The organism is Micromonospora sp. PTRAS2 (genome assembly GCF_054052245.1).
On the sequence record NZ_JBSWBU010000004.1, the window covers coordinates 421,503 to 443,640 of the forward strand.

The 22,138-nt window shown below is 73.5% G+C and carries 21 protein-coding genes; 14 read left to right on the forward strand and 7 right to left on the reverse strand.

The genetic code is table 11. The features are described 5' to 3' along the window. Positions 1-15 precede the first annotated feature (15 nt). Positions 16-843, reverse strand: a complete 828-nt coding sequence (locus tag ACVMYR_RS16900) for a hypothetical protein (RefSeq protein WP_043967206.1) — start codon at positions 841-843, stop codon at positions 16-18. Positions 844-1,603: 760 nt separating this feature from the next. Further along, positions 1,604-5,119: an ATP-binding protein gene (locus ACVMYR_RS16905; RefSeq protein ID WP_457122299.1), complete on the reverse strand. Its 3,516-nt coding sequence runs from the start codon at positions 5,117-5,119 to the stop codon at positions 1,604-1,606. 88 nt (positions 5,120-5,207) lie between these two features. On the opposite strand from ACVMYR_RS16905, the gene ACVMYR_RS16910 reads away from it, so the two are divergent. Beyond that, positions 5,208-5,456 (forward strand): hypothetical protein, encoded by a 249-nt coding sequence (locus tag ACVMYR_RS16910; protein WP_091284887.1) that lies wholly within the window; start codon positions 5,208-5,210, stop codon positions 5,454-5,456. Positions 5,457-5,550: 94 nt separating this feature from the next. Here ACVMYR_RS16910 and ACVMYR_RS16915 read toward each other — a convergent pair whose 3' ends face one another. Beyond that, a complete protein-coding gene (locus ACVMYR_RS16915; protein WP_043967208.1) occupies positions 5,551-6,243 on the reverse strand; it encodes a Crp/Fnr family transcriptional regulator in 693 nt (230 codons plus the stop codon). Positions 6,244-6,488: 245 nt separating this feature from the next. Here ACVMYR_RS16915 and ACVMYR_RS16920 point away from each other — a divergent pair, with 245 nt between their 5' ends. The 5 genes from ACVMYR_RS16920 (at position 6,489) to ACVMYR_RS16940 (ending at position 10,606) form a co-directional block, all read left to right on the forward strand. Further along, complete coding sequence (locus ACVMYR_RS16920; protein ID WP_043967210.1) at positions 6,489-6,986, forward strand: polyadenylate-specific 3'-exoribonuclease AS; 498 nt, start codon at positions 6,489-6,491, stop codon at positions 6,984-6,986. A gap of 64 nt (positions 6,987-7,050) precedes the next feature. After that, a complete protein-coding gene (locus ACVMYR_RS16925; protein WP_457122194.1) occupies positions 7,051-7,554 on the forward strand; it encodes a pyridoxamine 5'-phosphate oxidase family protein in 504 nt (167 codons plus the stop codon). Positions 7,555-7,716: 162 nt separating this feature from the next. Then, positions 7,717-8,745 (forward strand): 6-phosphofructokinase, encoded by a 1,029-nt coding sequence (locus tag ACVMYR_RS16930; protein WP_077939013.1) that lies wholly within the window; start codon positions 7,717-7,719, stop codon positions 8,743-8,745. Between the two features lie 92 nt (positions 8,746-8,837). Beyond that, positions 8,838-9,656, forward strand: a complete 819-nt coding sequence (proC, locus tag ACVMYR_RS16935) for a pyrroline-5-carboxylate reductase (RefSeq protein ID WP_077939014.1) — start codon at positions 8,838-8,840, stop codon at positions 9,654-9,656. A gap of 251 nt (positions 9,657-9,907) precedes the next feature. Then, entirely contained in the window at positions 9,908-10,606 is a 699-nt protein-coding gene (locus ACVMYR_RS16940; RefSeq protein WP_457122195.1) for an aminoglycoside phosphotransferase family protein, read from the forward strand. A gap of 104 nt (positions 10,607-10,710) precedes the next feature. On the opposite strand, the gene ACVMYR_RS16945 is transcribed toward ACVMYR_RS16940, so the two are convergent. Continuing rightward, the gene (locus tag ACVMYR_RS16945; protein ID WP_077939016.1) at positions 10,711-11,403 is read right to left on the reverse strand and encodes a TetR/AcrR family transcriptional regulator; all 693 of its coding nucleotides are present in this window, start codon (positions 11,401-11,403) and stop codon (positions 10,711-10,713) included. 53 nt (positions 11,404-11,456) lie between these two features. On the opposite strand from ACVMYR_RS16945, the gene ACVMYR_RS16950 reads away from it, so the two are divergent. Both ACVMYR_RS16950 and ACVMYR_RS16955 read left to right on the forward strand, forming a co-directional pair. Beyond that, positions 11,457-12,575, forward strand: a complete 1,119-nt coding sequence (locus ACVMYR_RS16950) for an FAD-dependent oxidoreductase (protein WP_457122196.1) — start codon at positions 11,457-11,459, stop codon at positions 12,573-12,575. 158 nt (positions 12,576-12,733) lie between these two features. Then, positions 12,734-13,084, forward strand: a complete 351-nt coding sequence (locus ACVMYR_RS16955; RefSeq protein ID WP_043967223.1) for a DUF2203 domain-containing protein — start codon at positions 12,734-12,736, stop codon at positions 13,082-13,084. Between the two features lie 69 nt (positions 13,085-13,153). Here the strand turns inward: ACVMYR_RS16955 and ACVMYR_RS16960 are convergent, their stop codons facing one another. Further along, entirely contained in the window at positions 13,154-14,101 is a 948-nt protein-coding gene (locus tag ACVMYR_RS16960) for a threonine ammonia-lyase (protein ID WP_043967225.1), read from the reverse strand. Positions 14,102-14,168: 67 nt separating this feature from the next. On the opposite strand from ACVMYR_RS16960, the gene ACVMYR_RS16965 reads away from it, so the two are divergent. Continuing rightward, positions 14,169-14,516: a GNAT family N-acetyltransferase gene (locus ACVMYR_RS16965; RefSeq protein ID WP_396787831.1), complete on the forward strand. Its 348-nt coding sequence runs from the start codon at positions 14,169-14,171 to the stop codon at positions 14,514-14,516. Positions 14,517-14,553: 37 nt separating this feature from the next. Here ACVMYR_RS16965 and ACVMYR_RS16970 read toward each other — a convergent pair whose 3' ends face one another. Continuing rightward, a complete protein-coding gene (locus ACVMYR_RS16970; protein WP_396787832.1) occupies positions 14,554-15,387 on the reverse strand; it encodes an exonuclease domain-containing protein in 834 nt (277 codons plus the stop codon). 331 nt (positions 15,388-15,718) lie between these two features. Here ACVMYR_RS16970 and ACVMYR_RS16975 point away from each other — a divergent pair, with 331 nt between their 5' ends. Then, the gene (locus ACVMYR_RS16975) at positions 15,719-16,522 is read left to right on the forward strand and encodes an SGNH/GDSL hydrolase family protein (protein WP_363633538.1); all 804 of its coding nucleotides are present in this window, start codon (positions 15,719-15,721) and stop codon (positions 16,520-16,522) included. A gap of 66 nt (positions 16,523-16,588) precedes the next feature. Here ACVMYR_RS16975 and ACVMYR_RS16980 read toward each other — a convergent pair whose 3' ends face one another. Then, complete coding sequence (locus tag ACVMYR_RS16980) at positions 16,589-17,077, reverse strand: glutathione peroxidase (RefSeq protein ID WP_457122197.1); 489 nt, start codon at positions 17,075-17,077, stop codon at positions 16,589-16,591. A 162-nt stretch (positions 17,078-17,239) separates the two neighbouring features. On the opposite strand from ACVMYR_RS16980, the gene ACVMYR_RS16985 reads away from it, so the two are divergent. From ACVMYR_RS16985 to ACVMYR_RS17000, 4 genes are all read left to right on the forward strand, one after another. Continuing rightward, positions 17,240-18,859, forward strand: coding sequence for a glycosyl hydrolase family 18 protein (locus ACVMYR_RS16985; RefSeq protein WP_457122198.1), 1,620 nt, complete (start codon positions 17,240-17,242; stop codon positions 18,857-18,859). Positions 18,860-19,059: 200 nt separating this feature from the next. Continuing rightward, positions 19,060-19,548 carry a hypothetical protein gene (locus tag ACVMYR_RS16990; protein ID WP_256091881.1) on the forward strand — a complete coding sequence of 163 codons (489 nt, stop codon included), beginning with the start codon at positions 19,060-19,062 and terminating at the stop codon, positions 19,546-19,548. A gap of 91 nt (positions 19,549-19,639) precedes the next feature. Next, positions 19,640-21,046, forward strand: a complete 1,407-nt coding sequence (locus tag ACVMYR_RS16995; RefSeq protein ID WP_043967233.1) for a class II 3-deoxy-7-phosphoheptulonate synthase — start codon at positions 19,640-19,642, stop codon at positions 21,044-21,046. A 50-nt stretch (positions 21,047-21,096) separates the two neighbouring features. Continuing rightward, positions 21,097-22,131: a threonine aldolase family protein gene (locus ACVMYR_RS17000; protein WP_396787835.1), complete on the forward strand. Its 1,035-nt coding sequence runs from the start codon at positions 21,097-21,099 to the stop codon at positions 22,129-22,131. Positions 22,132-22,138: the final 7 nt, after the last annotated feature.

Below are 22,138 nucleotides of genomic sequence, written 5' to 3' on the forward strand. Positions count from 1 at the left end.
CCGGCGTATGGGGCCTCAGACGCGGGCGCCGTCGTCGGGGTCGTCGTCGGAGTCGCCGGGGCGCAGCCGCCAGATCAGTGTCACGAAGCCGGCGAGGATGCCGGTGAAGCCGAGCAGGGTCACCACGGACGGGTCCACCGGCAGCAGCGTCGGCTCCAGGAAGAGCACGAACCCGGCGACGATGGCCAGCACGCCGGCCACCGCGTACTTGGAGACGCGGGGCAGCGGCGGTGGCGGCGGCGGGGTGTAGCGCTCGTCGGCGTCGTCGGGCAGGCCGGCGCCGAAGGTGTCCAGCCCGTCCAACAGGGACGGCTCGTCCTGCCGTCCCCCGCCGACGGAGACGCCCGAGACGTCGGCGGCCCACGGCAGCCGGCGTACGTCGGTGGCGGTGCCGCCCTCGTCCGCGCCGACCCGGCCGGTCGTGCCGGCCGGCTGCTCGTCGGGCTCGTCGTCGATGTCCTCGGCGGCGGGCCAGGGGTGCGCCCCGGCGGCCGGCGCGGTGTGGAAGCCGGCCACGATGCGGGCCCACTCGGCGTCGACGTCGGGCTCGTCGCGGGCCGGCGCGGCGGGGGCCTCCTCGGCGAGCTGGGTGAGGTAGTCACGCGCGGTCGTCAGGTGGGAGCGGTCGACGTAGAGCCGGTCCACGGGGCGGGCCGGGACGGTGGTGGTGCGGGTGACCGGGTTCAGGTCGGCCGACGGCTGCAGGTACGCGGCGATGCCGCCCGCGGCCAGCACGTCGAGCAGGTGCTCGCCCACGCGCGGATCCACGTCGCCGGCGACCGCGTACTCGCTCGCGTCGAGCCCGTTGTCCCGCCGTCCCCGGCGGGCCCTACCCGCTGACACCGGACACCCTCCCTCGCGCACCTCCCGGTGCGGTAAGCACCCGACGCCCCGCACGCCGTGCCCTGAATCGTGACACGTCAGGGCCCCCTTCCGGGAGTGCGTTGTGGCGCGCCGTACGAAGTAAGGCCCCTGCCGCAGGTCGGGGCGGGGCCTCAATGTCGGTTTTCGCTAATCGCTTGCCAACAGAAGCCCCGTGCCCGGGCCCGCCACCAGCACCGCTCAGGCCGACCTGCCCCTGCCGACACCTACGCAGCTGAGTCGAATACGACATCACCCCCCGCACCACCCCCCACCCCCGCCGCCCCGCCCGCCCCTGTCCCGCCCCCCCGGGCCGGTGATCAAGAGAAGAGCGTCAGAGTTGATCTCTGCGATGACACAATTCTCTTGATCACCGGCCCGGGGGGGGGGCAGCGCGGGCGGGGGCCGGCAGGCAGGGGAGGGGCGGAGGCGCAGAGGGGCGGAGCGCGGGCGGGGCGGGACGGCGAGGGCGGGGCATCGGGTGGTTGGTGATGTCGTATGTGACTCAGCTGCGTAGGTGCCGCATCGCAGGAGCGGCTCTCGCGTTGGTGCGTTCTCGCACGTGATGGCGGAGGGCGGTTGCCCGGCCGGGCGGCCTGTCTCGTCCTCAGTGGTCGGGCGGGATGGCCTTGGCGCCCGTGAATCCGGTGGCCGCGGTATGCCGGTGGACCTGGCAAGCCCGGTGGATCCCGTTGACCGGGGGATCCGTCGCCGGGCCTGGTCGCCGGCCCGGTCGGCAGGGCTAGTCGGTGGTGCCGGCTAGCCGGAGCAGGCCCGGGGCGTGGTTGCGGGCCGCGAAGCCGCGCACCTCGGCCAGCACCTGCGCCGCGCCCGCCGGGTCCACCTCGCGCAGGGTGGGCACCGACAGCGCGGCGGCGAGCACGTGGTCGGTCAGGTCGCCCATCCGCCGGTACTGCTCGGCCGCCGACCGGAACAGCTCGGCGGCGGTCCGGGCGTCGCCGGTCGACCCGGCCAGCGCGGCCTCCGCCGCCTGCCCGGCGGCGCGGGCCCAGGGCGTCATCCGGGGCGCGGAGGTCAGCAGTCGGCGCACCCGGCGGGCCGCGTCCCCGCCGAGCACCACCGCGACGTGGCCGATCGCCGGCACCCACTCGGCGAACGGGATCTCCCGGGTCCGCCGCCAGTCCTCGTCCAGCTCGGCGAGCAGCCGCAGCGCCTCGGCCTCGCGCCCCTGCACGGCCCGGCACAGCGCCGCGTGGGCCAACGTGGACCGCAGCACCCGGTGGAAGCCGGACCGCCGTCCGGCAGCCACCGCCCGCTCCACCTGGTCCGGGCCGCCGCCGTCGGCCGGGGCCTCCGGGTCGCCGCGCAGCGTCCGCATCCAGCCGGACACCGCGACGATGTGCATGTCCCACTCGCCGGTCGGCCGGCGCGTCGACTCGGCCGCCAGGTCCGCCGCCGCACCCCAGTCCCCGGCGTAGTACGAGCGCGCCCACTGGTCCTCGAAGCTCGCGGTGAGGCTGTGCTCGCCGCCGAGGTCCAGCGAGCGCTGCTCGTCCACCAGCCGCGCCGAGCCGGCCAGGTCGCCCTCCTCCTGCAACGCCCAGGCCAGGTTGTGCACCGCCCGCCGGCGGCTGGCCAGCCGCTCCACCCGGCAGTGCTCGGTGATCTCGACCAGCTCCGCGTACGCCTCCGGCACCCCCGACAGGTAACGGGCCACCGCGAGGGTGATCCGGGCGCTCGCGCTGACCTCCCGCAGCTGGAGCCGCTCGGCCAGGCCCGCCGCGGTCCGGGCCGCCGCGCACGCGGGCTCGGTCTCCGCGTTGAGCATGTGCACCCGGGCCAGCTCCAGCAGGGCGCTCGCCTTCTCCTCGCTGTCGGGCAGGTCGGCGTAGATGCCGATGGCCCGGTCCAGGCAGCGCAGCGTCTCGGCCCGGTCCGCCCGCCGCCACGCGGCGGTGGCGAGCAGCGTCCAGGCCCGCGCCGCGCCCGTCGGCTCGCCGGCCCCGGCCAGCTCGCCGGCCAGCCGGGCCAACCGTGCCGCGCCGCCGTCGACGAGGAACGCGTCCCCGTCGCGGAACAGCGCCAGCTCGGCGTCGAACAGCTCCAGCGTCGGCTCGGGTCCGCCGGGCAGGGCCAGCGCCCGCCCCATCAGGGTCGCGGCGGTGTCCAGCGCGTGCAGCTCGTACGCCCGGCGGGCCGCCCGGTGCAGCGCGGCCCGCGCCGCCGGCACGTACGGCGTGGTGTCCAGCCCGACGGTACGGGCGATCTCGTGCGCCGCCCAGCGGTGGTTGGCGAGCACCTCGACCAGGTCCTGCTGCCGGCCGTCGGTGACCTGCTCCAGCCAGTCGGCGGTGCTCTGGTGGCGCGCCACCCGCTCGGTGCGGGGCAGCCGCTGATAGCACACGTCGCGCACCAGGACGTGCCGGAAGCGGTACTCGGGCTGGCCCGGCATCGTCGAGCTGGGCTGCTCGTACACCAGGTCCCGGCGCTGCAGCCGGCCCAGCGCCCGCTCCACCCACCGCACGGGGCGGCCCAGCGCGGTGGCCACCGGCCCGGGCCAGAACTGCACGCCGACGACGGCGGCGGCCTGGAGCACGGCCCGGTCGGCCGGGTCGAGCAGGTCGAGCCGGTTGGCGATGACCGCCTGCACCGTGCGCGGCATCTCCGGCGTACGGGCCGGGTCGGCCCGCCCGGCGGGGTCGACGAGCCCGCCGTCGAGCAGCATCCGGGCGTACTCCTGGGCGTAGAGCGGGTTGCCGTCGGCGAACTCGATCAGCGGCCCCCGGGACGCGGGCAGCAGCGCGGACTGCCCGAGCAGCAACGAGTAGAGGGTGTCGATGTCGGAGTCGTGCATCGGCGGCACCGAGATCGACATCGCCCCGCTGATCGTGCCCGTCCAGGCCGGGTGCCGCTCCCGCAGCTCGGGCCGCGCGGTCGCCAGCACCAGCAGCGGCACGCCCCGGGCCGCCGCGCCGAGCTGCTCGACGAAGGCGAGCATCGCCTGGTCTGCCCAGTGCATGTCCTCGAACACCAGCACCGTCGGGCCCGCCGCGGCCAGGGCGAGCAGGAACCGCCGCCAGGACGTCTCGGTCTCGCCCGGGGTGAGCCGCTCGCCGGGCAGGCCGATGAGCGGGCCGAGCGGGTCGGCCAGCCGCACGGCGTGCGGGTCGCCCAGCCGGGCCAGCCGCTGCCGCAGCCGGTCGCCGAGCGCCGCCGGGTCGTCGACGGTCGACACGCCGACCCAGCCCTTCACGATGTCGGCGAGCGCGGCGTACGTGACGTTCTCGCCGAACGGCGGGCACTGCCCGACCAGCCAGGTGATCGGCGGGCCGGGCAGGCTGGCGGCGTGCCGGGCCAGCTCGCGCAGCAGCCGGCTCTTGCCCACCCCCGCCGAGCCGAAGACGGTGACGAGCTGCGAGGTGCGCTCGGTCACCGTGCGGTGCAGGGCGTTGACCAGCAGGCCGCGTTCGTGTTCCCGGTTGACCATCGGGGTCAGCTCGGCGGTGGTCAGGTCCCGCTGGGGCAGCGCCCGCACGGCCAGCCAGATCCGGCTGACCGCGGAGCGGCCCCGCAGCGTCACCGGCGGCCGGTCGGCGTACTCCATGTCGTGCCGGGTCGCCGCCCAGGTGCTCTCGTCGACGACCACGCCGCCCGACGGCGCGAGCGACTGCAACCGCGAGGCGGTGTTGACCACGTCGCCGGTGACGAAACCCTGCCCGCCGTCGCGGGCGGCGGACAGGTCGACCAGCGCCTCGCCGGTGGCGATGCCGACCCGGAAGCCGAGCGGCGGGTGTGGTCCGGCCGGCTGGCGGGCCAGGTTGCGTTGCAGCTCCAGCCCCGCCCGTACGCAGCGCAGCGCGTCGTTGTCGGTGGCCACGGGCGCCCCGAACAGCGCCATCACCGCGTCGCCGATGAACTTCTCGACCACCCCGCCGTACTGGTGCACCAGCCGTCGTACCGTGGCGAAGTAGGCCTGCTGGAGGTTGCGGGCCTGCTCCGGGTCGGCCCGCTCCGCGTACGTCGTGAAGTCGACGATGTCGATGAACAGGACGCTGACCTGCCGGCGGTCCTCCTGCACGACCACCGGCCGGTCCCGCAGCGGCTGCCCGCAGCTGGTGCAGAAGTTGGCCTCGACGCTGTTGGCGTGCCCGCAGGTGGCACAGCCACGGGTCAGGGCCTGCCCGCACCCACCGCAGAAGCGGTCGTCCGGACCGGCTTCGCGTGAGCAGTGTCCACACTTGAGGTCGATGGTCGGCTCCAGAGCGCGAGGTGGGCCCAGTATCGCGCCAGGCGGCAGAGTCGGCTACCCGATATGCAGGCGGATCGTGCGCCCGACCGGGTCAGACTAACCTTCCGCTCAGGACATGAAACGCCAGGAGAGTGCCGTGCACGTACGACTGTCAGCCGCGTGGACGGACCCGCGAGGCACCATGTGGGCACCGGGCGACACGGTCGACGTCGACGCCGTCACTCTCGCCGCATTGGAGGAGCAGGGCATGGTAGACACGCCGGACGGTCAGGGCACCGCCCCCGACCAGGGCAGCACGAAGACCACCACGACGACCAAGCCGACCGACCCGTCGAAGATCGGCCCCGGCCCGAGCGCGCCGCCCGCGGACGAGCCGGGCAAGTGATCCGACGCTGACGCCGGCCGTGCCCTGGTGGACGCGGCCGGCATCAGCGCTCAGGCCGGCGTGGGCCGTCGCTCGGGACGGCGTCAGCGGTCGGTCAGCGGTCGCTCATGCCGGCGCGGCGGCGCAGCGCCGCCACGTCGGTGACCACGATCCGGCGGCCCTCCGTGCGCAGCCAGCCCCGGCTGGCGAAGGACCCGATGGCCTGGTTGACGCTCTGCCGCGAGCCCCCGGCCATCTCGGCGAGCTGGCTCTGGTTGAGCTCGATGGTGATCATCGGGGCCTGGCTCTCGCCGGCCAGCCGCACCAGCGTCTTGGCCACCCGGCCGGGCAGGTCGAGGAAGACGTGGTCGGCGTTCTGCTCGGTCAGCCGGCGGATCAGCCCGCCGAGGGAGCGCATCACCGCGTCGAGGATGCGCGGGTTGGAGTGCACCAGCTCCATGAACGCGGGCCGGGACAGCGCGAGGGCGGCGCAGTCCTCGATCGCCTCGGCCGACGCGGAGCGGGTGGAGGCGTCGAGCAGGGAGACCTCGCCGAGGACGTCCGGGGGTCGGATCACCGACAGCACGGCCCGCTCGCCGGTCGGCGCGGTGCGGAACACGGCCACCGCGCCGCGGCGCAGCACGATCAGGGACTCGCCGGGGTCGTTCTCGACGAAGAGCAACTGGCCCTTGCGGTACGTGCGCGGCACCGCCGCCGCGATCACCCGCTGCCGCACCTCCGGCTCCAGGCCGGCGAACATCTCGACACCCGTGAGCGCGTCACCCGGCTCCGGCAGGCGCATCTCCACGGCCCAACCCCTCCCCGGTAAAGGACCTCAACTCGCGGCCGGGTGAACCCGTCAGCCCCTGCCGCGAGGTCGCGAACCGGTTCGGTGTCCGGTAGCGGCACTCATCAGATCATGACGGCCCGGTCGCCCGCTGTACACCCCCGGCGACACTTCCGTAACAGTCCCGAGCTGCGGCGCAGGGGCGTCGTGACGGGCGCGCCCCCCGGCTGGCGGCCGGTGGCATCGGTGGGCGAGGATGGCGGGCGATGGTATACCGCTACTTCTACGACTGCGAGTTCATCGAGGACGGGCGCACCGTCGACCTCGTGTCGATCGGCGTCGTCGACGAGAACGGGCGCGAGTTCTACGCCGTCTCCACGGAGTTCGACGACTCCCGTGCCGTGCCCTGGGTGCGCCGCAACGTCCTGGACCGACTGCCCTCGCCGGCCGACCGGGCCTGGCGGTCGCGGGAGCGGATCCGCGACGACCTCTACGACTTCCTGATGGAGCCGATCCGGGGCCGGCCGGGCGAGCAGCTGGAGCTGTGGGCCTGGTACGCCGCGTACGACCACGTGGTGCTGGCCCAGCTCTGGGGCTCGATGCCGGGGCTGCCCCGGGAGATCCCCCGGTTCACCAAGGAGCTGCGCCAGCTCTGGGACGACCGGGGCCGGCCGCCCCTGCCGAACGCCGACGCGGCCCGGCACGACGCGCTGGTCGACGCCCGGCACAACCTCGCCCGCTGGCGTGCGATGACGGCCCGCTGATCAGGTTTGGCGGGTGCTCTCCGGGGCACCGGGTCGGCGTCGAGCCGATCGAGGGAGTGCCGCCATGAGCAGTGAGCCGACCAACGCCGCCGACGCCCGCAACCGGGTGACCGAGCTGGTCCGCGCCGCGCGGATCTGCATGCTGACCACCATCGGGCTGGACGGCCGGCTGGTCAGCCGGCCGATGGGCCTGCAGGAGGCGGAGTTCGACGGCGACCTGTGGTTCTTCGCGTACGCCGACTCGGCCAAGGTTCGCCAGTTGCGGGTCAACCCGGAGGTCAACGTGGCCTTCGCCGACCAGCGCAACCACGCCTGGGTGTCGATCGCCGGCACCGCCCAGGAGGGGTACGACCGCCGGCACGCCGAGCGGCTGTGGCACCCGCTGCTGAAGACCTGGTTCCCCGCCGGCCTGGACACCCCGGGGCTGACCCTGATCAAGGTGCATGCCGGCTCGGCCGAGTACTGGGACTCGCCGGGCAGCACCGTCGTCAACCTGCTCGGCCTCGCCAGGGCGGCGGTGACGGGGAAGCCTCCGAGGGTGGGGGAGAACCGCGAGGTGACCTTCTGAGCGGTGGACGCCTGCCCGGGGCGCGCTGCCGGCGGATTGTCGCGGCGGCTACAGTTCGCAGGGACGGCCCGCCCCGGGCCGGCAACGGTGCCGAGGTCTGATCCGACACTTATCCTGGGGCAAATCGGGCTTCACCTGATGCTCCAGGAGGATGAGCAGATCATGCGTATCGGCGTGCTCACCGGCGGCGGCGACTGCCCGGGTCTCAACGCGGTTATCCGGGCGGTGGTCCGCAAGGGCGTCGCCACCTACGGTCACGAGTTCGTGGGCTTCCAGGACGGCTGGAAGGGCCCGCTGGAGGGCCTGTCCAAGCCCCTCGGCATCGCCGAGGTGCGGGGCATCCTGCCGCGCGGCGGCACCATCCTCGGCTCGTCCCGCACCAACCCGTTCAAGATCGAGAACGGCGTGGAGCGGATCAAGGAGAACCTCGCCGCGCAGGGCGTGGACGCGCTGATCGCGATCGGCGGCGAGGACACCCTGGGCGTCGCCACCAAGCTGCACGAGCTGGGCGTCAACGTCGTCGGCGTGCCCAAGACGATCGACAACGACCTCGGTGCCACCGACTACACCTTCGGCTTCGACACCGCCGTCAACATCGCCATGGAGGCGATCGACCGGCTGCACACCACCGCGGAGAGCCACCACCGCACCCTCGTCGTCGAGGTCATGGGCCGGCACGCCGGCTGGATCGCCCTGCACGCCGGCCTGGCCGGCGGCGCCAACGTCATCCTGCTGCCCGAGCGCAAGTTCGACGTCGAGCAGGTCGCCGGGTACGTCGAGAAGCGCTTCCAGCACCAGTACGCCCCGATCGTCGTCGTCGCCGAGGGCGCCCAGCCGCTCGACGGCCAGATGATCCTGCACAACCAGGAGCTGGACGCGTTCGGCCACGTCCGCCTCGGCGGCATCGGCCAGTGGCTCGCCGAGCAGCTCGAGGCCAAGACCGGCAAGGAGGCCCGCACCGTCGTGCTGGGCCACATCCAGCGCGGCGGCACCCCGACCGCCTTCGACCGGGTGCTCGCCACCCGGCTCGGCCTCCAGGCGATCGACGCCGCCCACGAGGGCGACTGGGGCAAGATGGTCGCCATGCAGAGCACGGACATCGTCCGGGTCCCGCTGGCCGACGCCACGGCCGAGCTGAAGACCGTGCCGCTGGAGCGCTACGAAGAGGCCGAGGTCTTCTTCGGCAGCTGACGCCAACCCGGCGCGCGCGGCGGTTTCCCCGTGGAGCCGTCGCGCGCGCCGCTCGGCCCCGCCGCCCGGCGGGCCACGAAAGGGGTACGACCATGGCGGTGGGCGACCACACCGTTGCGGTGATCGGCGCGGGCAAGATCGGCGAGCTGATGCTCTCCGGGTTGCTGCGCTCCGGCTGGCCGGTCGGCCGGCTGCTGGCCACGGCCCGGCGGCCGATCCGCGCCGAGGAGCTGGCCACCCGCTACGGCGTAAGGGTGGTCGACAACCTGACCGCCGTCGGCGAGGCCGACGTGCTGGCCATCTCCGTCAAGCCGCAGGACGCCGCCGCCCTGCTCGACGAGATCGGGCCGAAGGTGCCCGCCGACAAGCTGGTCATCTCGCTCTGCGCCGGCCTGCCGACCAGCTTCTTCAACCGGCGGCTGCCCGAGGGCACCCCCGTGGTGCGGGTCATGACCAACACCCCGGCCCTGGTCGACCAGGCGATGAGCGCCATCTCGGCCGGCGCCCACGCCACCGGTGAGCACCTCGCCCTGGCGGAGGAGATGTTCACGCCGCTGGGCGCGACCGTCCGGGTTCCCGAGTCGCAGCAGGACGCCGTCACCGCCCTGTCCGGCTCCGGGCCGGCCTACTTCTACCTCCTCGTCGAGGCGATGGTCGACGCCGGCATCCTGCTCGGCCTGCCCCGTCAGGTCGCCCACGAGCTGATCGTGCAGACCGCGATCGGCTCGGCGGTCATGCTGCGCGACTCCGGCGAACACCCGGTCAAACTGCGCGAGGCGGTCACCTCGCCCGCCGGCACCACGATCTCCGCCATCCGCGAGCTGGAGAACCACGGCGTACGCGCGGCGATGCTCGCGGCCCTCGAAGCGGCCCGCGACCGCGCCCGCGAGCTGGCCGCCCAGTCCGAGTGAGGTCGACGGGCGGTGCCGGACGTGAGGGCTGACGACGTCCCGGATCTCGGCCCGCTGCCCGTACGCGTCGCCGTCGACGCGGCCCAGGTGCGCCGGCTCGTCGCCGGCCAGTTCCCGCACTGGGCCGACCTGCCGGTCGAGCCGGTCGCCGACGGCGGCTGGGACAACTGGACCTTCCGCCTCGGCACCGGCATGTCGGTACGCCTGCCGAGCGCGGTCGAGTACGCCGAGGCGGTCACCAAGGAACACCGGTGGCTCCCCGTGCTCGCCCCCGTCTCCCGCTGCCCGTCCCCACCCCGCTGGCGGAGGGCGGGCCCGGCGAGGGCTACCCGTACGCCTGGTCGGTCTACCGGTGGCTCGACGGCGAGACCGCGCGGGCGGACCGCATCGCCGACCCGGTCCGGTTCGCGCTCGACCTGGCCGGGTTCGTCGTGGCCCTGCAGGGTGTCGACGTCGCTGACGGTCCCCGCCCGGGCCTGCACAACTGGTATCGGGGCGGCACCCTGCGCACCTACGACGGGCTGGCCGACCGGGCGCTCACGGCTCTCGACGGGCGGATCGACGTGGGCCTGGCCGGCGAGGTCTGGCGACGCGCCCTGGACGCGCGCTGGGACGGTGCGGAGCGCTGGTTCCACGGCGACCTCGCGCAGGGAAACCTCCTGCTCGACGACGGGCACCTCGCGGCGATCATCGACTTCGGCACCTGCGGAGTCGGCGACCCGTCCTGTGACCTGGCGATCGCCTGGACGCTGCTGACCGCCGAGGGCCGGCGGGCCTTCCGGGAGCGGCTGGCCGTGGACGACGCGACCTGGGCGCGCGGGCGTGGCTGGGCGCTCTGGAAGACGTTGGTCAGCTACGCGAACGCGCCGCACGGTGGCGCGGCGGCGGCGACCTCACGGAGGGTCCTCGACGAGATCTTCGCCGAGTACACCAACGGCGACAGCCGGTGAAGCCCCGCGCCGATCAGGAGCCGAAAGCTCGGTAGCTCAGCGATCCTGGTCTGAAACGGCCCCCGGAGGGGCCGACATCTACCAAGATCTACTACACGGGCAACTCACGCCGGCGGCCGGGTGAGCCTGGCGGCCACCGCGTCGAGGACCCAGTCCAGGCCGGTCGCGAAGGACGCCCCGGCGTCCATGTCCGTGCCGTCGTACACGGCCCTGGTCAGCGCCGGGAAGCGGCCCGTGGCCAACATCTTCCTCAGGTGGGGGCCGGAGGCGCGCTGCCAGTCCCGCTTGGACAGGCCCGTGGCGCGCTCGGCCCGCAGGTTCGCGATCTCGCGCCTGATCGCGCCGGTGAAGTAGGCGCTGACGGTCTCCACGGCGCGCATGACGGTGTCGACGTCGGCGAGGCCGTCGAGGGCGGCCAGCGTGGCCTCGGCCACGGCGAGGCCGTGCGGGCCCAGGGTCGGGCGGCCGCCGAGCAGGTCGGCAAGCCATTCGTGGCGGAGAGCGGCCTGTCTGGTGCGGTGGGCGAGGACGCGCAGCGCCTCCCGCCAGTCACCGGGCTGTTCCTCGGGGAGGATCTCGGCGTAGACCTCGTCCACCATGAGGTCGAACAGCTCGTCCTTGGTGGAGATGTATCCGTACAGCCGCATGGGGCCGGCGTTCAGTCGGGCGGCCACCTTGCGCAACGACACCGCCGCGAGGCCGCCCTCGTCGGCCAGCGCGATGGCGGCGGCGATGATCCGCTCCCGGTCGAGCGGCACGGGGGGATTCGGCGGCGCCGGCCGGTCCCACACGGTCATGGTCACTCCCTGCTGTTGCGGTGCATCCTAAGGGAGGAATACGGTGTATCGCCATGAGACAGCGTATCGCGGTGGTCGGAGGTGGCCCTGCGGGCCTGACCTTCGCCCGTGTCCTGCACCGCCACGGCCACCCCGTCACCGTTCTCGAACGCGATCCGGCCCCCGACGCCCGTCCCCCGGGCGGCACGCTGGACCTGCACGAAGGGCTGGGCCAGCTGGCGCTGGACAAGGCGGGGCTGCTGGCGGAGTTCCGGGCGCTGTCCCGCCCCGAGGGGCAGGCCATGCGCATCCTGGACACGGACGGGGCCGTGCTGCGCGACTGGCGACCCCGGCCGGACGAGCGGGCCAATCCCGAGATCGACCGCGGGCAACTGCATGGCCTGCTGCTCGGCCCTCTCGACGTCCAGTGGGGGCGGCGCGTGACGCAGGTGGTGCCGGGGACCTGGGACGGCGTACTGGTCCGGTTCGCGGACGGGCCACAGGAGACGTTCGACCTCGTGGTCGGCGCGGACGGCGCCTGGTCCAAGGTCCGCCCGGCGGTCTCGCCGGTGACACCGCACTACACGGGCGTCAGCTCGGTCGAGACCTCCCTCGACGACGTCGACACCCGCCACCCCGACCTCGCCCGGTTGATCGGCGACGGGTCGGTGGCCGCGTACGGCGTGAACCGGTCCCTCGTCGCCCAGCGCAACAGCGGGGGGCACGTCAAGGTGTACGCCAAGTTCCGCGCGCCGCTGGACTGGCACACGGGTCTGGACCTGGCCGACGTCGAAGCCGTCCGATCGAGCCTGCTGGCCCTGTTCGACGGCTGGGCCGATCCCGTCCTCGACCTCCTCCGCCGCGGCACCGGGTTCGTCCACCGCCCCTTCCACGCCCTGCCCGTGTCCCACACCTGGACGCACGTCCGCGGAGTGACGCTCCTGGGCGATGCCGCCCACCTGATGCCGCCGTTGGGGGCTGGCGCGAACCTCGCGATGCTGGACGGCGCCGAACTCGCCGAGTCCATCGCCGCCGCCCCCGCGGATCTGGACGGGGCGGTCCGCACCTTCGAGGAAGGGATGTGGACCCGGGCCGGCAGGTGGGCGAAGATCACGACTGCCGGTCTGGAACGCCTCGTGAGCCCGGACCCCGCCGAAGCCCTCGCCCAGTTCGACCAGGTCCAGCCGTCCTGACGGCCGACGTCCGGTCGGTCACGGTGGCCGACCCGCCGCTCGACCTCACCGACCCACGTACGGCATCCGGATCCTCGACGCGACGACCCGGGCCATCGCCACGTCGGCCGGGCTCGACACACCTGCGCAGGACGGGACCCGTGCCCCATACTGGCGCGGTGTTCACCCTCGCCCAGGCGCGTCACCTCGTGGCCACCCTGCAACCGCGCATCGACGAGTTGATCCGGCTCCGCGCCGACCTCGCCGAGCTGCGCGCCGACCTCGCCGACGGCGGGCTGAGTCCGCTCGGCGGCCTCGCCGAGGTCAAGGGCCTGGAGGCCCGGCTGCACGGCGTCGTGGACGAGCTGCACGAGCACGACATCCAGGTCAAGGGCATCGCCCCGGTGCTGCTGGACTTCCCCGGCGAGCGGGGCGGCCGCCCGGTGCTGTGGTGCTGGCTGGAGGGCGACTCCGACGTGCGCTGGTACCACCGCGTCGAGTGCGGCTTCGCCGGCCGCCGCCGGGTGTGAAGGAAGGGCCCCCTGTTAACGCATACGGTCGAGAAGGGCACCCTTCTCACACCCATGCGGCGGCACGGGTCAGCGCAGCGTCGCCAGAGCCGCCGGTGAGACGTTGCCGCCGCTGAGCACCAGCACCACGCGGGTGCACGACGCGGCACTGACCAGGCCGGTGCGCAGCGCCGCGTAGGTGACGGCGGCGGACGGCTCGACCAGGAGTTTCGTGGCGTCCAGCAGCTCCCACCACGCGCCCCAGATCGCGTCCTCGGCGACCTCCACCACGTCGTCCACCAGGGCCTGGATGTGGGCCAGGGTGTGCCGGCCGGCGAAGGGGGCGGCCAGCCCGTCCGCCATCGACCGTGGCGGCGTGGCCGGGGCCGCGCCTCCGGTGCGCAGGGCGTGCCCGACGGCGTTGGCGGTGGCCGGCTCCACGCCGACGATCCGCGCGGTCGGTGCCGCCGCCCGTACCGCCGCCGCCACGCCGCTGATCAGCCCACCGCCGCCCACCGGCACCAGGACCAGCCCCGGCGGCGGGCCGTCGGCCAGGATCTCCCGGCCGATGGTGGCCTGGCCGGCGATGACGTCCGGGTCGTCGAACGGCGGCAGCAGGTGGTATCCGCGTTCCGCCGCGATGGCCTCGCAGGTGCCGAGCAGGTCGTCGGTGAGCACGACCTCCCCGCCGTACCGGCGGACCGCCTCGATCTTGGTCGGCACCGCGTGCGGCGGCATGCACACCACGGTGGGCAGGGCGTACGCCTGGCCGGCGTACGCCACGGCCATCGCGTGGTTGCCGGCCGAGAAGGCCGCCAGGCCGGCCGGTCGGCCGGCGCGTTCGGTGAGCGCGAGCAGTGCGTTGAGCACCCCGCGGGTCTTGAAGCTGCCGGTGTGCTGCAGGTTCTCCGCCTTGACCCACAGGTCGAGGCCGTACTCGTCGCCGATGTGCGTGCAGGCCAGCAGCGGGGTGCGGACGACCCGCCCGCCGATCCGCCGCTGCGCCGCCGTGATGTCGTCCGCGCTCACCAACTGCACACGGCGCAGCCTAGTCGCCACCGCGCCGCCTCCACCCCCTGCGCCCACCGCGGGGTACGGTCCGGGCATGGTCACCGTGCGTCGAGCGGCCGTCGGGGACGCCGCCGAGGTCGTCCGGCTCCGCGCCGTCATGCTCGGGTCGATGGACGGGGCAGAGCCCGCGCCCGGCCCCTGGCAGGAGGCGGCCCGGGCCACGACCGGGTACGTCTTCAACGTCGTCACCGATCCCGCGTACCGCCGGCGTGGGTATTCACGGGCGTGCCTGGAGGCGCTGCTCGACTGGTGCCGGAAGCATGGGGTGGGGAAGGTCGACCTGCGGGCGTCGGCGGACGGTGAGCCGCTGTACCGGTCGTTGGGGTTCGTGCCCACCCCCGGCCCGACGCTGCGTCTGCCCCTGCCGCCCGCCCCCGGCTGACGCCGCCCGCCCCGGCGGGCGGCGTCAGCCGGTCGGGTCAGTCGCGCGGCGTCGTCTCCAGTGGCCACTGCGTACTGACCGTCTTGTCGATGCCTTGTCGGTCGAAGTAGCGCTGGAGGTCCCGGGCCTGCTCGGCGTGCCAGCCGATCTGGGCCTGGTGCAGGGCGTCCGGCCGCATCAGCGCGACGCGTTCGTGCCGCGCCGCGAGCGACCGGGCCAGCTCGGCTGCCGCCCGCGCGTCGCTGGCCGCGTCGTGGGCGTTGTCCAGCGTGACCTCGTAGTACCGGCACAGGTCGCCGAGCGTCCGGCCGTCGTACCAGCGGGGCTCGACCTGCTGGTGCAGCACCGACGGGTCGATGACGACGGCCTGGTCCCAGTCGATGGCGGGCAGGCCGTGCCGGGCCAGTTCGGTGTGCAGCGCCGTAACGTCGTACGGGGCGCAGAAGGCCACCAGCGGCGTGGAGTCGGCGATCAGCTTGGCGATCGCCGTGCCCAGCTCCGCGAGCGCCTCTCGGGCCGGCCGGCCGTCGGCGCGCACCATCTCGTCGGTGATACGGTGCCGGGCCGTCGCGTCGGCGGGGATCGGCACACCCGGGTCGACGAGCCACTCCCGCGTCGTGCCGTCGGAGTGCACCAGGGCCGCGGAGACGATCCGGGTCTCCATCGGCTCGGGCAGGGTGCCCTCCAGGTCGAAGCCGACGACCGGCAGGTCGTGCCAGCCGCCGTGGCGTCCGACGGGCGGCGCGACCCGGACCGGCACACACCCGTTGTGGTACGAACTCCAGCGCCCGTCGACGTTGGCGGCCTGACCAGCGCCGGCCGCCACCCGCCTGCCGCACGTGCCGCAGCGACCGGCGTACTTGTTGATCATTGAAGGTCTCCCGGGTCGGGTTGTTGGCGAACCAGAAGAAGATCTTCGAGTACGCGCCACGTGGCGACCCGGCCGCACACGCCGACGAACGGTCGAATCAGCATCCTCTGTGGATGGTCGAGCCATCCGTCCGGCTGGCCGACTGGCCGTCCGCCCGGGCGGACGGTTCCGGTGAGAGGGGTTCCCTTCTATACCGCAGGCGTTAACAAGGGGCCCTTCCTTGCGCCGACCCCTACCGGCGCACCCCTGTTAGGGATCGGTGATCTTCCATTTACCATGCATTCGGTGGTATCTATCTCTGACTACCACTTCCCACCCCCAGGAGTGCGACGTGCGGAGATCCCGTCTCGTTACCCTCGCCGTGAGCCTCGCGGCGTCCATCGGCGCCACGCTCACGCTGGCCGTCCCCGCCCAGGCGGCGCCCACCGACCGCTACGTCGCCCTCGGCGACTCGTACGCCTCCGGCGTCGGCGCCGGCAGCTACACCTCGGAGAGCGGAAGCTGCCAGCGCAGCACCAACGCGTATCCGGCGCTCTACAACGCCAACATCAAGCCCGCCTCGTACAAGTCGGTGGCCTGCTCCGGGGCGACCACCACGGACGTGATCAACAACCAGCTCTCCGCGCTGTCGTCGACCACCACGCTGGTCAGCGTCACCATCGGCGGCAATGACGTCGGCTTCGCCAACATCATGACCACCTGCGTGCTCTACGGCGAGAGCCAGTGCGTGGCCGCCGTGCAGGCCGCCGAGGACAAGGCGCGCGCCGAGCTGTCCGGCAAGCTCGCGAAGGTCTACAGCGGAATCAGGTCCAAGGCCCCGTCGGCGCGGGTGGTGGTGGTCGGCTACCCGGTCTTCTACCAGCTCGGCACGGTCTGCGTCGGCCTGAGCGCGAACTCGCGGGCGAAGATCAACGAGGGCATCAACCTGGTCGACGACATCACCCGCAGCGCCGCCGCGTCGGCCGGCTTCACGTTCGCCGACGTCCGCTCCATCTTCGTCGGGCACCAGCTGTGCAGCTACGGCGAGAAGTGGCTGCACGCGCTCAACTTCGCCAGCATCGGCATCTCGTACCACCCGACGGCGGCCGGCCAGTCCGGCGGCTACTACCCGGTGTTCCGCTCCGCGGCCGGCTGACCCGACCGGCACTTTCGCGAGCCCGGGGCGGCTTCCCGCCGTCCCGGGCTCGTCCGCGTCCGCGGCTCAGGCCGGCAGGACCTTCTCGACCGCCGCGCGCAGCTCGGGGGAGTCCGGCGCGACCGTCGGGGCGAACCGGGCCGCCACCGTGCCGTCCGGGGCCACCAGGAACTTCTCGAAGTTCCACCGCACGTCGCCGGTGTGCCCGTCGCCGTCCGCGGTGGACACCAGCGCCGCGTAGAGCGGGTGCCGGTCCGGGCCGTTGACGTCGACCTTCGCCGTGAGCGGGAACGTGACCCCGTAGTTGACCTGGCAGAACTCGCCGATCTCGGCGGACGTGCCGGGTTCCTGGCCGGCGAACTGGTTGCACGGCACGCCGAGCACGACCAGGCCCCGGTCGGCGTACTCGGCGTGCAGGGCCTGCAGGCCGGCGTACTGCGGGGTGAGGCCGCAGCGGGAGGCCACGTTCACCACCAGCAGCGCCCTGCCCCGGTATCCGGCGAGGTCGGCCGGGCCGCCGGCCAGGGCGTCGATCTCGGTGTCGAAGACGGTCATGGACCGAGGCTACCCAGCGCCCGTCCGGCCGGCGTCGCGGCGGCCCGCGGCCCCGGATTCCCCCGACTATCGACGCGCGTGCATCTTGACGAACTGATGACGGCGTGAGTAGCGTCTCACCATCCTTTTGGAAAGTTTCCTAACTGTTTGGGGAGCCGCCACATGAAGAGATCGCTCCGCCGGGCCCTCTGGGCCGGTGCCGTGGTCGCGGTGACCGCCGCGGTGGTCCCGGTGACCTCGGCGTTCGGCGCGGGGAGTGTGACCGCCACGTTCGCCAAGGCGCAGGACTGGGGGACCGGCCACGAGACCCGGGTAACCGTCACCAACGGCTCCGCCGCCAGCGTCAGCACCTGGCGCATCGAGTTCGACCTGCCCGCCGGCACCACCATCAGCAGCGCCTGGGACGCCGACGTCACCAGCAGCGGCAACCACTGGGTCGCGGTGAAGAAGAGCTGGGCCGGCCCGCTCGCCCCCGGGGCGACCTTCAGCTGGGGCTACAACGGCACCGGGGCCTACAAGGCGCCGCTGAACTGCACCATCAACGGCGCGCCGTGCGGCGGGGGGACCACCCCCACCACCGCGCCCCCCACGACCGCGCCGCCGACGACCGCACCCCCGACGACCGCGCCCCCCACCACGCCGCCGCCGACCACGACCCCGCCCACCGGCGGCAAGAAGGTCGTCGGCTACTTCGCCGAATGGGGCGTCTACGGTCGCAACTACCACGTCAAGAACATCCACACCAGCGGCTCCGCCGCGAAGCTCACCCACATCCTGTACGCCTTCGGCAACACCACCGGCGGCCGCTGCGCCATCGGTGACAGCTACGCCGACTACGAGAAGGCGTACACGGCGGCCGACAGCGTCGACGGCGTCGCCGACACCTGGGACCAGCCGCTGCGCGGCAGCTTCAACCAGCTGCGCAAGCTGAAGAAGATGTACCCGCACCTCAAGGTCATCTGGTCCTTCGGCGGCTGGACCTGGTCGGGCGGCTTCACCCAGGCCGCGCAGAACCCGGCCGCGTTCGCCGAGAGCTGCTACAACCTGGTCGAGGACCCGCGCTGGGCCGACGTCTTCGACGGCATCGACGTCGACTGGGAGTACCCGAACGCCTGCGGCCTCACCTGCGACACCAGCGGCCCGAACGCCTTCAAGAACGTGATCTCCGCGCTGCGGTCGAAGTTCGGCTCCTCGGCCCTGGTCACCGCCGCCATCACCGCCGACGGCAGCAACGGCGGCAAGATCGACGCCACCGACTACGCCGGGGCGATCGGCAATCTCAACTGGCTCATGCCGATGACGTACGACTACTTCGGCGCCTTCAACGCGCAGGGCCCCACCGCCCCGCACTCCCCGCTCTACTCCTACACCGGCATCCCGCAGGCGGGCTTCAACTCCGACGCCGCGATCCAGAAGCTCAAGGGCAAGGGGATCCCGGCCGACAAGCTGCTGCTCGGCATCGGCTTCTACGGCCGGGGCTGGACCGGGGTCACCCAGTCCGCGCCGGGCGGCTCCGCCACCGGGGCGGCGCCGGGCACCTACGAGGCCGGCATCGAGGACTACAAGGTGCTCAAGAACACCTGCCCGGCCACGGGCACGGTCGGCGGCACCGCGTACGCCAAGTGCGGCAGCAACTGGTGGAGCTACGACACCCCGTCGACCATCGGCGGCAAGATGACGTACGCGAAGAACCAGGGCCTCGGCGGCGCGTTCTTCTGGGAACTGTCCGGCGACACCACCAACGGCGAGCTGATCGGCGCGATCCGCGGCGGCCTCGGCTGAGGCAAGGAGGGCCCCCTGTTAACGCATTCTGCATAGCAGGGGTCCCCTGCTAACACCCCGGGCCCGGGAACCGTCCGCACGGCGGTTTCCGGGCCCGGGCGTGCGTGGGCGCGGCCCGGCGTGGGCGTGGCGCGGGGGTGATGTGTCAGACTCGCCCATCGGCGGCGTCCCCGGTGTGCCGGGGCCGAGGGGAGGGACGGATGGGCGTGACGAACACCAGGGTGGCCACCAGGGCGGCGCTGGTCGCGACACTCGCGGTCCTCCCGTTCGCCCTGCTCGGCTGCGGCAGCGACGACGAGGACGCCGCCCAGCAGCCCGGCCGGGCGCCCGCCGAGGAGGCGACCGCGAAGTCGCGGGAGCGGGTCCAGGCGTACCTCGACGCGATGATCGCCAAGGACGTGGCCGCAGGGCGCGGCCAGCTCTGCGCCCCCGCCCAGGCGGCCTTCGACGCCGCCGCGACCGGCCCGAACGGCGACTTCGCCGACCACTTCACCGTGACCGGGGCGACGATCACCGACGTCCGCGCGGGCGCGGGCGGGCAGGAGGTCAGCACGGAGATCACCGTGACCGCCGGCTCCCGCGAGGCCACCCGGCCGCTGCTGTTCACCGTCACCCGCAGCGGCGCCGACTGGTGCGTGGCGCGCGAGGCGCCGGGCGGGAACACCCCGGAGCCGTCGGTCACCCCCTGATCACGCCCCGGGTCGGCGTTGATCTTCCAACTGCCGGAAACCGTCCCCCTCGCCCGTCGGGTGCCCGGGCGGTCGCCGTACGCTTTCCGTCATGCGCCATGAGTGGCATCAGCTGAGCCATCCCGCCGTGGGCAGCCCCGGCCTGCAGACCAGCCGCCCGACCGTCGACTCCGCCGAGGACGCCGCCCTCGGCCTCGACCGCTGGCGGGAGCTGCCCCGCGCGCAGGTCCCGCCGTGGCCCGACCAGGCCCAGGTCGCCGAGGTCTGCAAGGTGCTCGACACCGTGCCGTCGGTCGTCGCGCCGTACGAGGTCGACCAGCTGCGGCGCAAGCTCGCCCTGGTCTGCGAGGGCAAGGCGTTCCTGCTCCAGGGCGGCGACTGCGCCGAGACCTTCGCCGACAACACCGAGAGCCACCTGCTGGCCAACGCCCGCACCCTGCTCCAGATGGCGATCGTGCTCACCTACGGCGCGTCCCTGCCGGTGGTCAAGGTCGCCCGGGTCGCCGGGCAATACACCAAGCCCCGGTCGCTGCCGACCGACGCCCGCGGGCTGCCGGCCTACCGCGGCGACCTGATCAACTCGCTGGAGGCCACGCCGGAGGCCCGGGTCGCCGACCCGCAGCGCATGATCCGGGCGTACGCGAACTCGGCCGCCGCGATGAACATGCTCCGGGCGTATCTGGCCGGCGGGCTGGCCGACCTGCACGCGGTGCACGACTGGAACAAGGGCTTCGTCAAGAACTCCCCGGCCGGCGAGCGCTACGAGGCGATCGCCCGGGAGATCGACCGGGCCATCGCGTTCATCCAGGCCTGCGGGATGACCGAGGACGACGCGCTGCGCACGGTCACCCTCTACTGCTCCCACGAGGCCCTGGCGCTGGAATACGACCGGGCGCTTACCCGGGTCTCCGGCACCCGGGCGTACGGGCTGTCCGGGCACTTCCTGTGGATCGGTGAGCGCACCCGGCAGATCGACGGGGCGCACATCGACTTCATCTCCCGCATCGCCAACCCGATCGGCGTGAAGCTCGGCCCGACCACCACCCCCGACGAGGCGATCGAGCTCTGCGAGAAGCTCAACCCGGAGAACATCCCCGGCCGGCTGACGCTGATCAGCCGGATGGGCAACCACAAGGTCCGCGACACCCTGCCGCCGATCGTGGCGAAGGTCACCGCCGCCGGCGCCAAGGTGGTCTGGCAGTGCGACCCGATGCACGGCAATACCCACGAGTCCTCCAACGGCTACAAGACGCGGCACTTCGACCGCATCGTCGACGAGGTGCTCGGCTACTTCGAGGTGCACCGGGGGCTGGAGACCCACCCGGGCGGCCTGCACGTCGAGCTGACCGGCGAGGACGTCACCGAGTGCCTCGGCGGCGCGCAGGGCATCGAGGACCTGGACCTGCCCGACCGGTACGAGACCGCCTGCGACCCCCGGCTGAACACCCAGCAGTCGCTGGAGCTGGCGTTCCTCGTGGCGGAGATGCTCCGTGGCTGACGCGAGGAGTGAGCTTGCGAGCCCCGCAGTCGGCGGCCGGAGGCGGCACGGTGGCTGATCAGCAGGTTGTCGACCTGCGGTCGGACACCGTGACCCGGCCCACCGCCGGGATGCGGGAGGCGATGGCCGCCGCCGAGGTCGGCGACGACGTCTACGGCGAGGACCCGACGGTCAACGCCCTGGAGGCCGAGGCCGCCGCGCTGTTCGGGCACGAGGCGGCGCTGTTCGCCCCGACCGGGTCGATGGCCAACCAGATCGCCCTGCAACTGGTGGTGCCGCCGGGCGACGAGCTGCTCTGCGACGCCGACGCGCACGTGGTGACGTACGAGATCGGCGCGGCGGCGGCGTACGGCGGGATCTCGTCGCGGACGTGGCCGGCGGCCGGCGCGGGCCTCGACCCCGGCGTGGTCGCCGGGATGGTCCGGCCGGACGGCTACTTCGCGGTGCCGACGCGGGCGATCGCCGTCGAGCAGACCCACAACCGGGGTGGCGGCGGGGTGATCCCCCTGGCCACGCTGCGCGAGCTGCGCCGGGTCGCCGACGCCGACGGCCTCGCGCTGCACTGCGACGGGGCCCGGATTTGGCACGCCCACGTGGCCGACCGGGTGCCTCTGGCGGAGTACGGCGCGCTGTTCGACACCCTGTCCGTCTGCCTGTCCAAGGGCCTCGGCGCGCCGGTCGGCTCGCTGGTGGTGGGCAGCGCGGAGCGGATCGGGCGGGCGCGGACGATCCGGAAGCGGATGGGCGGCGGGATGCGCCAGGCCGGGGTGCTCGCCGCCGCCGGCCGGTACGCCCTCGCGCACCACGTCGAGCGGCTCGCCGACGACCATGCGAAGGCCGCTCGCCTGGCGGAGGCGCTCGCCCCGTTCGGGGTGCTCGCGTCGCCGGTGCGCACGAACCTGGTCCCGCTCGACCTGACGAAGACCGAGCTGGACGCGCGGGGCCTGGCCGCCGCGGCCCGCGCCGAGGGGGTGCTGATCTCGGTGCTCGGCCCGCGCCTCGCCCGCCTGGTCACCCATCTCGACGTCGACGACGACGCGGTCGACCGCGCCGCCACTGTCCTGGCGGCGATCCTGCGCCGCTGACCGCCCG